Genomic DNA, 11,827 nt, shown 5'->3' with positions numbered 1-11,827 from the left:
CCAAGTTCCTGGCCTTCTTCGCGATGGTGGTGGGCGTCTTCGCCGTGCAGAGCCCGCACCGGCTGCGCCGCGATGAACTGCACCACCGCGGTGAGGTCGTGCTGGCGCTGCCGGTGTCCCGGTGGTGGCTGATGGGACACCAGATGCTGCTGGGTCTGCTGGGCAGTGCACTGCTGCTGGCCATGGCCGGGCTGGGTCTGGGGATCGGGGCCGGTACCGCGCTGGCCGCTCCGGTGTTCGGAAGCTTTGTTGCCGCGAGCCTGTGGTACCTGCCGGTGGTGGCCGGCTGGCTGGCGCTGTCCATGGTGGCACTGGGCATCGAGGCGCGCGGCGGGGCAGCGCTTGTCTGGGTGCTGCTGGTTGGCTGCATCCTGATCGGCACCTACGGGCCACTGCTGAATGTGCCGCAATGGGTCATGGACGCCGAACCATTCACCTCCATCGCGGCACTGGAAATCGTGCGCGAGGGCGCATCCGCCGTCCCGGCGGCGGGGTTCACCGCCGCGGCGCTGCTGCTCGGTGCCCTGGCCCTCGGGCTGTACCGGCGCCGGGATCTGCGTGGCTAGCCGGCAACGCGCCTAGGGGAGCTCCTGGACCTGGATAATCTTGCCCGTCTGGACATCAACCACAATGGTGGCCGGCTGTCCCGACAAAACCGCGGCCCGATCCTGCAGCGACAGCTCGCTGACGGCTTCGGCCAACGAACCCTGCGGGACAAAGGCCTCCTGCAGCGGGAAGGGCCGGGACTGGGGCGCGACACCCGCAGGCGCGGGCGCCAGCACGGGCACGGCGATGACAGCGGCAGCCAGCATCAGCACAGCGGCACCGGCAACGCGGCGCAAGGAGGTGAACTTCACGGTGTTGTCCAATCACTGGGGAACGAGATTAACCGTCATTATCTCCCAAGGCGGGACTGTTGCGGGAAAAGAACCACGCATCGGTGCGCGCCCTGGCGGCGGCGCCCTTCAAAAGCCCGCAGATTTGCCCTAGTCTGATGTTCCACGATCAAAAGTTTTAGGCACGGGTCTACGCTTCGGGGTTTGGAGTGGCATGGGGGGAGCGGTCATCGACTGGACGGCAGAGGCCCGCAAGGCGGCGCGCGCCCACGAAATGCTTGGCAGCCAATCCGGGAACATCGACGCATTGCCGCTGCGCAACGTGGTGCGCGAATCCTGGAAGCGCTCCCTGTCCATTCCCGGGATCCGCCGCGAACCGGCGGTGCTCAGTGATGAGCGGCTGCGGCTGACTCGCGAACGCAGTGAGCTGCAGCGGATTTGGCCCGTGTTCGAAAAACTACTGGTGCCCGCCGCCACCGACGCGAACCTGCTGGTGGCGCTCGCCGACGCCCAGGGCACCTTGCTGTGGGTGGCCGGCAGCGGCTCCTCCATGGACGGGGCCGAACGGGTGGGGTTCGCCGCGGGCGCGAACTGGGCCGAAAGTTCGGTGGGAACCTCCGCCCCGGGGCTGGCGCTGGCCACCGGTGACGGGGTTCAGGTTTCGGGGGCCGAGCACCTGTACGAGCACGTGCATCACCTGAACTGTTCCGCAGCGCCCATCCACCACCCGAAGACCGGGAGGATCATCGGCGCGGTGGACCTGACCGGCGGGGATGAGGCCATCGCCGTGCACTCCCTGCCGCTGTTGCGTGCCGCGGTGGCGGCCGCCGAAAGCCAGCTGCTGCTGCCGGGGCCCACCCACCGTCCGGACAGTGGGGACTTCCTGGATCTGGGCGCCGCCGAGGGCCCGGAACTCTCTGGCCAGCCCATCTCGCTGCGCCACGCCGAGATCCTCACCCTGTTGGGCGCCCACCCGCGGGGGCTGAGCAACGCCGAGCTGGTCGAGCGGCTCTTCGAATTTCCGGATGCCGCCGCCGCCGGGACGGTGCGCGCCGAGATCGTTCGGCTGCGCAAGGTGCTGGCCGCCGTCCCGGGCCGCAGCATCGCCGCCCGCCCCTACCGGCTGGGATGGGATCTGCACACCAGCCTGGGCCGGTTGTGGCAGGCACTGGAATCAGGGGACCTGGAGCAGGCGCTGGCCCTGCACCCGGCGGACATGCTGGCCCGCTCCCAGGCGCCGGGCATCGTGGAACTGCGGGCCCGGGCGCACGCCGCCCTGCGCGAGGTGGCAATGGACCGGGGCAGTGCCCACCAGCTGCTGCGCCTGGGCCGGCAGCTGGCCGACCCGCAGCTGCTGCAGGCGGCGTTGCGCGAGCTGCCCGCGGACTCCCCGGCCCGCTCCCTGGTGGTGGCGGAGGTGGAGGCCATGATCCGCTGAGCTAGGCGGGCAGCCCCACCAGCCCACGGGGCGTATGCCACAGGGCCCCGGCCAGCCATTCGGCACCCAGCCCCCAGCCGTTCAGCACCTGCAGCTGATGGCTGTAGGGGTAGGGGATGGAGGGGAAATCGCTGCCCAGCACCACCTTGCCCGCCAGCCCATGCAGAATGCGGGCATAGTCGGGCGGGACTGGAAAGAGCTGCTGCATGTAGGAGGTGCCCACCATCGTGGTGTCCAGGTAGACGTTGCGGTGCTTTTGGGCCAGCTCGGCAAACGGCAGATAGTCCGGCAACCCGGCGTGGGCGATGATCAGCACCAGGCCCGGGTGGCGTTCAATGAGCCGCCGGATCGGTGCGATGCCGGTGAACGTCCCGGGGTGCGGCCCATGCCCGCAATGGATAACCACGGGGGCGCCGGCCTGCTCCACCAGCCTCCAGGCCTCCTCCAGCCGCGGATCCAGGACGCAGAACCCGCCGACCTGGACATGGATCTTGAAGATCCGCGCCCCGGCGTCCAGCGCCCGCTGCACCACGGCAGGGGCCTGGGGTTCCGGGAAGAACGTGGCTGAGTGAATCACCTGCGCATGGTCTTGGGCCAGGGCGGTGCTGAAGTCGTTGAGCCACTGGGCCATGCCCGGGCGGTGCGCGTAGTTCAGCGAACTGAAATTGCGCACCCCCAGCCCGGCCAGCACCTCGATCCTCTGCTGGAGCGGAAGCCGGTAGTGGATTGGCCAGGCCGGCGCGCCGCTGGCGGCCACCTCATCGAAGAATCCCCAGACCTTCTGCTGCACCCGATCCGGCATGAAATGCACATGCAGGTCAGTGATCCCGGCAATGCCCAGTTCAGCCAGCCAGCCGCTGACCTGCGCGTCACCACCTGGCCCCGCCCTATGCCGCATAGCGCTGCCCACCTGTTCTTGAATCGTCCGCCGTCCGGTCCCCTCGCGCCTCATCGTACGTTGCCCGGGGCATGCAACCTAGTTGCAACCTTCCAGTGACTATCGTCACATCCAACAGCTGCGGTTCACCGCGAAGGAGCCCGCGGCACCGCGGGCCCGGCGCCGGCGAACGGGCCAAGAACCACCACGGGCAGCATCTGTCCGGCCACGAAGGAGCAAGACAACCATGGGTATTTACGCCAACCCGAACACCGACGGCGCACTGGTCGCGTTCAAGTCGCGCTACGAGAATTACATCGGGGGCCAATGGGTGGCCCCAGTCAAGGGCATGTACTTCGAGAACATCACCCCGGTCACCGGCAAGGCGTTCTGTGAGGTGGCCCGCTCCACCGCCGAAGACATCGAATTGGCGCTGGATGCCGCACATGCCGCCGCCCCCGCGTGGGGCAGGACCAGTGTCGCCGAACGCGCGGTCATCCTGAACAAGATCGCGGACCGCATCGAGCAGAACCTGGAAATGCTGGCGGTCGCCGAAACCTGGGACAACGGCAAGGCGGTCCGTGAAACCCTGAACGCGGACCTGCCCCTGGCGGTGGACCACTTCCGCTACTTCGCCGGGGCCATCCGCGCCCAGGAAGGCACCCTGTCGCAGATCGATGACGACACCACCGCCTATCATTTCCACGAACCGCTGGGGGTGGTCGGGCAGATCATCCCCTGGAACTTCCCGATCCTGATGGCCGTGTGGAAGCTCGCCCCGGCACTGGCCGCGGGCAACGCGGTGGTGCTGAAGCCGGCCGAGCAGACCCCGGCCAGCATCCTGGTGCTCATCGAGCTGATCGGGGACCTGCTGCCCGAGGGCGTGGTGAACATCGTCAACGGCTTCGGTGCCGAGGCCGGCAAGCCGCTGGCCTCCAACCCGCGCATCCGCAAGATCGCGTTCACCGGTGAAACCACCACCGGTCGGCTGATCATGCAGTACGCCTCGGAGAACCTGATCCCGGTCACCCTGGAACTGGGCGGTAAGAGCCCGAACATCTTCTTCGAGGACATCGCGGCCAGGGACGACGCGTTCTACGACAAGGCGCAGGAGGGCTTTACCCTGTTCGCGCTGAACCAGGGCGAGGTGTGCACCTGCCCCTCAAGGGCACTGGTCCAGGAAAGCATCTATGGCGAGTTCATGGAGAAGGTGCTGGCCCGCACCCGGGCGATCAAGCAGGGCAACCCGCTGGACACCGAAACCATGATGGGGGCCCAGGCCTCCAATGACCAGCTGGAGAAGATCCTGTCCTACATGGACATCGGCACCGCGGAGGGCGCCAAGGTGCTCACCGGCGGCGGCCGGGCCGAGCTGGGTGGGGAGCTTGCCGACGGCTACTACGTGCAGCCCACCATCTTCGAGGGCAGCAACAACATGCGCATCTTCCAGGAGGAGATCTTCGGTCCGGTCGTTGCGGTCACCAAATTCAGTGACTACAACGACGCGATCACGATCGCCAATGACACCCTCTACGGCCTGGGGGCCGGCGTGTGGAGCCGCGAGGGCAACACCGCCTACCGGGCCGGACGACAGATCCAGGCCGGTCGTGTCTGGGTCAACCAGTACCACGCCTACCCGGCGCACTCGGCCTTCGGGGGCTACAAGTCCTCCGGCATCGGCCGGGAAAACCACCTGATGATGCTCTCGCATTATCAGCAGACGAAGAACCTGCTGGTCTCGTACTCGGAGGACAAGCTCGGCTTCTTCTAAGCAACACCGTTCACACCCTCCCCGTCCTTGGGGAAACCACTTCCACATTTTGAACAGACCTCGAGGGCGTGGGGTCACCGGGCGTAGCGCCGCCGATAGCCAGCCTCATCGGCGGCCGCCCCGCTCACGCTGCACGCCTTCGAACGCCAAGCAAAGGACAACACCATGAGCACCATGAAAGCAGCCGTCGTCGAGGACTTCGGCCAGGAATTCCAGGTCAAGGACGCCCCCATCCCGGAGCCGGGCCCCGGCCAGGCGCTGGTGAAGCTCATCGCCTCGGGCGTATGCCACACCGACCTGCACGCGGCCGAGGGGGACTGGCCGGTCAAGCCGACGCTGCCGCTGATCCCCGGGCACGAGGGGGTGGGCACCGTTGAGAAGGTCGGCCCGGGCGTCACCGAGGTGAAGGTCGGAGACCTGGTCGGCAACGCGTGGCTGGCCAGCGCCTGCGGCAGCTGCGAATACTGCCGGACCGGCTGGGAAACCCTGTGCGAGTCCCAGACCAACGGCGGCTACTCGGTGAACGGCAGCTTCGGGCAGTACATGCTGGTGGACGCACGGTTCGCCGCCCTGATCCCACAGGGCTCGGACCCCCACGAAATCGCGCCGGTGCTGTGTGCCGGCGTGACGGTGTACAAGGGCCTGAAGATGACCGGGGTGCGCCCGGGACAGTGGGTGGCCATCTCCGGCATTGGCGGGCTGGGGCACATCGCGGTGCAGTACGCGGTGGCCATGGGCATGCGGGTGGTCGCCATCGACGTCGCCGACGAGAAGCTGGCGCTGGCCACGAAGCACGGGGCCGAACTGACCGTCAACGCGTTCGCGCAGGACCCGGCGGAGGTAATCCAGGAAAAGATCGGCGGCACCCACGGGGTGCTGGTCACCGCCGTGCACCCTGCTGCCTTCGGCCAGGCCATCGGGATGACCCGCCGCGGCGGCACCATTGTCTTCAACGGCTTGCCGGCCGGGGACTTCCCCGCCCCGATCTTCGACATCGTGCTCAAGGGACTGACCATCCGCGGCTCGATCGTCGGCACCCGCCAGGACATGATTGAGGCCCTGGAATTCTATGCGGCCGGGAAGATCAAGCCGACCTTCCACACCCGACCGCTGGAGGACATCAACGCCGTCTTCGACGAGATGCGCCATGCGAAGATCGATGGCCGCGTCGTGATCGACTACACGGCGCAATAGTAGGACACTGGGGACCCGGCCACTGCCCGAAGAACGCAGCGTCAGCGCTCACGCGTGCACTTCGGGCGCAGGCTTCCCCGCCGACGCCAAGCCGCACCAACCAGCAAAGGACACACCATGGCCCAGGTTATCGAATCCCGCCCGGTGATCGATGGTGAGCAGTTCTCCCGGGTCGACTTCACCGCCCAGTGCGTGCAGCTGCTGCGCCGGCTGTGGGATCTGCACGGCCCGCTGATGTTCCACCAGTCCGGCGGCTGCTGTGACGGCTCCTCTCCCATGTGCTACCCGGCCGGGGAATTCAAGACCGGCAACGCCGACATCCTGCTGGGGGTGCTGGCGCTGCCTGCTGAGGACGGGACCGTGCTGGGCGACATCGATTTTTGGATGTCAAGGGAACAGTTCGAATACTGGAAGCACACCAGGCTGACCGTGGACGTGGTCAACGGGCGCGGCTCGGGGTTCTCGCTCGAAGCCCCGGAGGGCAAGCGGTTCCTGATCCGCAGCCAGCTCATCGAACCGCCAGCTCACTAGCGGCGCGGTGCGGGGGCACCGGGCCTAAAGCCCGGTGGAGGGCAGCAGGGGCTGCTGCGGGTGGCGGGGCGCCGCCGTGCGCCGCGCCAACTGGCTGCACACCAGCAGGACCAGCACCAGGGCCGCCAGGCACAAGCCACCGGCCAGCGGCAGGGTGGTCCAGCTGCCGCGCATCAGGAACAGGGCCGGCACCGTGCTGCTGGGAATCCCGGTGAGGATCAGGAACCAGCCGGTAAAACGCTGGATGTCCACCTCGCCGGCCCGTTCCCGGCCCAGGGACAGGCGCCAGAAGAACAGGAACCAGGCCACCGCCCAGCAGAGCCAGATCACCGCAAACACCGGGTCGCTGCCCAGCAGGGACAACGCCTGATACAGCGCAATGGCCGCCACGAACAGGCAGTACCAGCCAAAGCCGTGCTCTTCGGCGCCGGTGACCAGGCTGTAGCCCACCCAGAGATAGGTGATGCCAAACAGGTAGCTGGGCCACGCGCCGGACACCAGCTGCGGGTCACCGCCGGCTTGGGCCAGGATGATGGTGGGCAGCACCACCTGGATGGTCCCCACCAGGAAATTTAGGGGAATAGTGGACCTCGCGCCAATAATCCCGGCCGCGGCCAGGCCGTTGACCAGCAAAATGACACCGACGAATACCAGTCCCACATGTTCCATATTCCACTCCTCGCCATGCATTGCCGGGGCAATTGGGCTCAACCGGGTCGCGGCAGCGAACCGGGAAGATTTTGGCCGCCAGAGCAGCGGTTGAACATATTGTAGCGTCCCCGGGCCTTGAACGTGACCGGCGGCACTGGCCCGGGGCCGTGGTGTGCGCCGCGCTCGATGCGTAGACTGTGGCCATGCGACTATGGTCCCTGCATCCAAGCCTGCTCGACGCCAAGGGACTGGTGGCCTGCTGGCGTGAAACGCTGCTGGCGCAAAAGGTCCTGGCCGGACAAACCAAGGGGTACACCGCGCACCCGCAGCTGGTGCGCTTCCGGGCCGTGGACCAGCCGCTGGCGGTCATCGGCCGTTACCTGCAGGGACTGTGGGATGAGGCCGCGAACCGTGGCTACCACTTCGACCCCTCGCGCATCCGCGAACCACACCCGGCGGCGGGGGAGCCGACCCTGGCACTGCCCAGCGGGCAGGCGGCCTTCGAACGACAGCACCTGCTGGGCAAGCTATTGATCCGCGACCCGCAGCGTGCCGAGCCGCTGCGCCGCCTTGGGGTCCAGCAGCTGCCGTTGCATCCGCTGTTTCACCTGGTTCCCGGATCCGTGGAACCCTGGGAGAAGGACACGGCCATCACGCGTAACGGATGATGCCGCGGCGCCGGGAAGTTGCTGAAATGGGGGAATGAGCCAAACTTCACCATTCCCCACCGGTGGGACCGACATTGAAATCCAGTTGCGTTGGAGCGACGAGGACAAGCTGGGCCACGTGAACAACGCCCGGATCGTGACGTTGATGGAGGAGGCCCGGGTCCGCTGGCTGCGCCGTGATGGAATCGCCGAACGCTTCGGCAACGGGCTGGTGGTTGCCGCGCTGCAGATCAACTACCTCAAGCCGCTGTACTACCGGCCGTCCATGACGGTTCGCATGGGGGTGGACCGAATCGGCACCAAGTCCTTTGCCCTGCGGCACCTGGGTTACCAGGACGGCCAGGTCGCCTTTGACGGAACCACGGTGATGGTGGCCTTGGACACCGATGGCGTGTCCTCACGCCTGCCCACCCCTGCCGAACGCCAATGGCTGCAGGACCAGATGCTCAGCGTCGGCAACGCATAGCGTCCACGCCGCCGGTGCCTTCCCCTTGCGGGGCCCGGGGAAGGGTGTCCAACCCGTGGGCGCATCAGTGTGCTGGCCGCCTGCATGGCAGGTTGTTTGGCCGCACTCCGGGCTGCCCCTCGCTGGCCGTGGCCGCCGGGAAGGCGGGAGGAAGGGCTTTCCCAGTTCCTCGCGGGCCTGCGCATCCCGCGTTTCGGCGGCCCTTCCCGGATCGGGCCGGCAACAGCGCAGCCGGTCAAGGCCGGTTCTATGATGGCACCAGGAAACGGTGAACGTCGGCGGCGGAGGGCAGCTGGCGGCGCCTTGCGGCAGAAGGGAAACGGCAATGAGTGAACAGCGCACGGGGCAGGCACGGACAGTTGTCCTGCACGCCTCGGACAAGGTGCAGGACGTGCAGCGGGCGATCGACTCGGCCCGCCGGCTGGGCGAGGCATTTGAGGGGGTTCGGGTGCGCATCATCATCAATGGCCAGGCGCTGGACGCGGCCACCGGACTGCGCCCGGATCGCCTGCCGCCGGAAACGACGGTGGGGGTGTGCGCGGTGGGTTTGGCCAACCGGGGGATCGATGCCGGCCAGCTCCCCGCGGGAATCCAGGTGGTCCCGGCCGCCCCGATCGCGATCGCGCAGGAGCAGTTCGCCGGCGCCGCCTACGTGCGGCTTTAGCTGGCCAGGACCGCCAGGTGTCCGGCCAGCCGGGTGCTGGCATTGGCCAGGTGCGCGGCCAGCACCTCGGCGGCCGCCTGGCTCTCGCCCCGCGAGATCAGCTCGAGCAGCTGCGCATGCTCGCCCGCAATGCGTTCGGTGGACAGCAGCGTCGCGTCCTGGACATGGCTCATGCACAGCCGGATCTCATCGGTGAGCTGGCTGTAGATGGTGCTGGTGCGCGGTGACTCCAGGGCGTCGACCAGTGCGGCATGAAACCGCACGTCGGGGTCGACGATGTCGATGGGCGAGGCGCCGCGCAGGGCGGTGATCTCCGCGTTGGCCTGCAGGGCGGCCTGCGGCACACGGCGTTCGAAGGCCAGCAGGCGCACCGCCTCGGCCTCGATGATTCCCCGGGTTCGGTAAATGTCCCGCGCATCATCGGCGTTCAGCACCCGCACCCGCGCGGTTTGGTGGGCGTTGCGGCTGAGCAGGCCGCTGGCCACCAGGTTTTCCAGGGCCGCCTTCGCGGTGGGACGGGCCACCTCATAGCGCGCGGCCAGCTCGGTTTCACGCAGCGGTGTTCCCGGAGCCAGTTCCCCGCTGAAGATTCGCTCCCGCAGGTCACGGATGATCGCCTGAACCACGGAGACCACTTGCAAGCGCGCCACCTGCGCTCCTTTCCGCCTTGGTGCCTGGACGGTTCAAGTATCGCATGCAAGGGTCTACCATGGCATGTGTACTTGTTAGACAATTTTCTTATTTGGGTAGTCTGGATCCCCAGATGACAGGAGCACACCATGGCCGTGAGCACGCCAGCATTGGGTGAGAGCACCGTTGCGCCGGAAGTATTGAACGTCGTCACCGACGCGTCGCGGGTGCGCACCCGCTCCATTGACCGGGTCGCCTACGCCTCTGATGCCTCGCACTACCTGTTCACCCCCCAGGCGGTGGTCATCGCCGCCGACGCCAAGGAAGTCAGCGGGCTGCTGGCCGCCGCGGCACGCAACCATCAGCCGGTCACCCTGCGTTCGGGCGGCACCTCCCTGGCCGGGCAGGCCAGTGGGGAGGGGCTGCTGGTGGACGTGCGCAAGAACTTCCGCCAGATCACCGTGCTGGACGGGGGCCGGCGGGTGCGGGTGCAGCCCGGGGCCACCATCCGCCAGGTCAATGCGCGCCTGGCCCGCCAAGGCTACAAGCTGGGCCCGGATCCGGCCAGCGAGGCGGCCTGCACGGTGGGCGGGGTGATTGCCAACAACTCCTCCGGCATGGCCTGCGGCACCGAGTTCAACACCTACCGCACCCTGGAGTCCATGGTCTTCGTGCTGCCCAGCGGGACCATGATCGACACCGCCGCCCCCGACGCGGATGCCCAGTTTGCCGCCGCCGAACCGCACCTGGTGGCCACCCTGCAGCGCCTGCGTGAACGGGTGCGCGGCAACCGGGCCTCGGTGGCACTGATTGAAAAGCACTTCGGGCTGAAAAACACCATGGGTTACGGCATCAACGCCTTTTTGGACTTCGACTCGCCCGCGCAGCTGATGGCCCACCTGATCATCGGTTCCGAGGGCACCTTGGCGTTCGTGGCCGAGGCCGTGTTCCGCACCATCCCCATCCGCAAGCTTGCCGTGGCCACCCTGGCCGTCTTCGACAACCTTGACCAGGCCACCCGGGCGCTTCCCGAGCTGGTGGAGTCCGGGGCCGCAACCCTGGAGCTAATGGACAGCACCTCACTGCGGGTGGGGCAGGGCCTTCCCGGGGTGCCCGAGGCCATCCTCGGATTCGAGGTCAGCGACCAGGCCGCGCTGCTGGTCGAATACCATGCCGACAGCGAGCAGGAGCTGGCCGCGCACACCGCCGCCGGGCAGCGCCTGCTGGATGCCGCCGCCCTGCGGGCCCCGGCCCGTCTCTCGGCCGACGCCGCCACCCGGCAGGCCGCCTGGAAATTCCGCAAGGGGCTATACGCCTCGGTGGCCGGCGCCCGGGCTTCGGGAACCACCGCGCTGCTGGAGGACGTGGCGGTACCCGTCGCCGAGCTGGCCGACACATGCCAAAACCTGCAGGAACTGTTCGGCTCCTACGGGTACGCCGACTCGGTGATCTTCGGCCATGCCAAGGACGGAAACATACACTTCATGCTCACCGACCGTTTCGAAGGCGACGCCGCCCTGAAGCGGTACAACGCTTTCAACGAACAGATGGTGCAGTTGATCCTGGACAAGGGCGGGAACCTGAAGGCCGAACACGGCACCGGGCGGGCCATGGCCCCCTTCGTCCGCCGCCAGTACGGGGATGAACTCTATTCGGTGATGTGCGAGCTGAAGGCTGCCTCCGACCCGCGCAACATGCTCAACCCCGGGGTCATCATCGATGAGGACCACGCGGCGCACATGCGCAACATCAAGCTGAACGAGACCATCGAACTTGAGGCGGACCGCTGCGTGGAATGCGGCTACTGCGAGCCGGTGTGCCCCTCCAAGGACCTGACCCTCACCCCGCGCCAGCGCATCGTGGTGCGCCGGGCCATCGCCAAGGCGCAGGCCGAGGGAAACCACGAGCTGGCCCGGGAACTGGAGCGCGAGCAGGGCTATGACTCGGTGGACACCTGCGCCGTGGACGGCATGTGCGTCACCGCCTGCCCGGTGCAGATCAACACCGGGCTGCTGGTCAAGCGGCTGCGGCGCGAAACCGCGAACCCGGTGCTGGCCGCCGGCTTCAAGGCCGCCGCCAAGGGCTGGGGTGCCGCCACCCG

General features: G+C 67.6%; 12 protein-coding genes and 1 pseudogene. 9 read left to right on the top strand and 4 right to left on the bottom strand.

The annotated features are described in order from the left end of the window. A pseudogene (locus RCJ92_RS12780) lies at positions 1 to 566 on the top strand (hypothetical protein); the annotation flags it as partial. A gap of 12 nt (positions 567 to 578) precedes the next feature. On the opposite strand, the gene RCJ92_RS12775 reads toward RCJ92_RS12780, so the two are convergent. Continuing rightward, positions 579 to 857: a hypothetical protein gene (locus RCJ92_RS12775; protein ID WP_138174676.1), complete on the bottom strand. Its 279-nt coding sequence runs from the start codon at positions 855 to 857 to the stop codon at positions 579 to 581. A gap of 193 nt (positions 858 to 1,050) precedes the next feature. On the opposite strand from RCJ92_RS12775, the gene RCJ92_RS12770 reads away from it, so the two are divergent. Next, positions 1,051 to 2,274, top strand: a complete 1,224-nt coding sequence (locus RCJ92_RS12770) for a transcriptional regulator (RefSeq protein ID WP_446754750.1) — start codon at positions 1,051 to 1,053, stop codon at positions 2,272 to 2,274. Between the two features lies 1 nt (position 2,275). Here the strand turns inward: RCJ92_RS12770 and RCJ92_RS12765 are convergent, their stop codons facing one another. Further along, complete coding sequence (locus tag RCJ92_RS12765; protein WP_446754749.1) at positions 2,276 to 3,172, bottom strand: amidohydrolase family protein; 897 nt, start codon at positions 3,170 to 3,172, stop codon at positions 2,276 to 2,278. Between the two features lie 226 nt (positions 3,173 to 3,398). On the opposite strand from RCJ92_RS12765, the gene adh reads away from it, so the two are divergent. From adh to RCJ92_RS12750, 3 genes are all read left to right on the top strand, one after another. Continuing rightward, entirely contained in the window at positions 3,399 to 4,922 is a 1,524-nt protein-coding gene (gene adh, locus RCJ92_RS12760) for an aldehyde dehydrogenase (protein WP_138174670.1), read from the top strand. A 165-nt stretch (positions 4,923 to 5,087) separates the two neighbouring features. Beyond that, positions 5,088 to 6,116, top strand: a complete 1,029-nt coding sequence (gene adhP / locus RCJ92_RS12755; RefSeq protein ID WP_138174668.1) for an alcohol dehydrogenase AdhP — start codon at positions 5,088 to 5,090, stop codon at positions 6,114 to 6,116. Between the two features lie 117 nt (positions 6,117 to 6,233). Continuing rightward, complete coding sequence (locus tag RCJ92_RS12750; RefSeq protein ID WP_138174665.1) at positions 6,234 to 6,647, top strand: DUF779 domain-containing protein; 414 nt, start codon at positions 6,234 to 6,236, stop codon at positions 6,645 to 6,647. 24 nt (positions 6,648 to 6,671) lie between these two features. Here the strand turns inward: RCJ92_RS12750 and RCJ92_RS12745 are convergent, their stop codons facing one another. Further along, positions 6,672 to 7,316, bottom strand: coding sequence for an AmiS/UreI family transporter (locus tag RCJ92_RS12745; RefSeq protein ID WP_138925441.1), 645 nt, complete (start codon positions 7,314 to 7,316; stop codon positions 6,672 to 6,674). Between the two features lie 185 nt (positions 7,317 to 7,501). Here RCJ92_RS12745 and RCJ92_RS12740 point away from each other — a divergent pair, with 185 nt between their 5' ends. The 3 genes from RCJ92_RS12740 to RCJ92_RS12730 all read left to right on the top strand — a co-directional run bounded on the left by RCJ92_RS12740 (position 7,502) and on the right by RCJ92_RS12730 (position 9,096). After that, the gene (locus tag RCJ92_RS12740; protein ID WP_138174661.1) at positions 7,502 to 7,966 is read left to right on the top strand and encodes a pyrimidine dimer DNA glycosylase/endonuclease V; all 465 of its coding nucleotides are present in this window, start codon (positions 7,502 to 7,504) and stop codon (positions 7,964 to 7,966) included. 34 nt (positions 7,967 to 8,000) lie between these two features. Further along, positions 8,001 to 8,432, top strand: a complete 432-nt coding sequence (locus tag RCJ92_RS12735; protein WP_138174659.1) for an acyl-CoA thioesterase — start codon at positions 8,001 to 8,003, stop codon at positions 8,430 to 8,432. A gap of 325 nt (positions 8,433 to 8,757) precedes the next feature. Continuing rightward, positions 8,758 to 9,096, top strand: a complete 339-nt coding sequence (locus RCJ92_RS12730) for a DsrE family protein (RefSeq protein ID WP_446754748.1) — start codon at positions 8,758 to 8,760, stop codon at positions 9,094 to 9,096. Here the strand turns inward: RCJ92_RS12730 and RCJ92_RS12725 are convergent. Then, entirely contained in the window at positions 9,093 to 9,746 is a 654-nt protein-coding gene (locus RCJ92_RS12725; protein ID WP_446754747.1) for a GntR family transcriptional regulator, read from the bottom strand. The two genes, RCJ92_RS12730 and RCJ92_RS12725, sit on opposite strands and share 4 nt — an antisense overlap. Positions 9,747 to 9,875: 129 nt before the next feature. Between RCJ92_RS12725 and RCJ92_RS12720 the strand changes: the two genes are divergently transcribed. Then, the coding region (locus RCJ92_RS12720) for an FAD-binding and (Fe-S)-binding domain-containing protein (protein ID WP_446754746.1) at positions 9,876 to 11,827 on the top strand (1,952 nt) is incomplete at its 3' end.

Source organism: Glutamicibacter sp. BSL13 (assembly GCF_052928425.1).
This window is presented reverse-complemented; position numbering and strand designations above follow the sequence as displayed.

Coding starts and splice junctions, on each gene's coding strand:
- RCJ92_RS12765 (WP_446754749.1), bottom strand. CDS start 3,172: ATGCGGCATAGGGCGGGGCCAGGTGGTGACGCGCAGGTCAGCGGCTGG.
- RCJ92_RS12730 (WP_446754748.1), top strand. CDS start 8,758: ATGAGTGAACAGCGCACGGGGCAGGCACGGACAGTTGTCCTGCACGCC.
- RCJ92_RS12745 (WP_138925441.1), bottom strand. CDS start 7,316: ATGGAACATGTGGGACTGGTATTCGTCGGTGTCATTTTGCTGGTCAAC.
- RCJ92_RS12735 (WP_138174659.1), top strand. CDS start 8,001: ATGAGCCAAACTTCACCATTCCCCACCGGTGGGACCGACATTGAAATC.
- adhP (WP_138174668.1), top strand. CDS start 5,088: ATGAGCACCATGAAAGCAGCCGTCGTCGAGGACTTCGGCCAGGAATTC.
- RCJ92_RS12750 (WP_138174665.1), top strand. CDS start 6,234: ATGGCCCAGGTTATCGAATCCCGCCCGGTGATCGATGGTGAGCAGTTC.
- adh (WP_138174670.1), top strand. CDS start 3,399: ATGGGTATTTACGCCAACCCGAACACCGACGGCGCACTGGTCGCGTTC.
- RCJ92_RS12740 (WP_138174661.1), top strand. CDS start 7,502: ATGCGACTATGGTCCCTGCATCCAAGCCTGCTCGACGCCAAGGGACTG.
- RCJ92_RS12770 (WP_446754750.1), top strand. CDS start 1,051: ATGGGGGGAGCGGTCATCGACTGGACGGCAGAGGCCCGCAAGGCGGCG.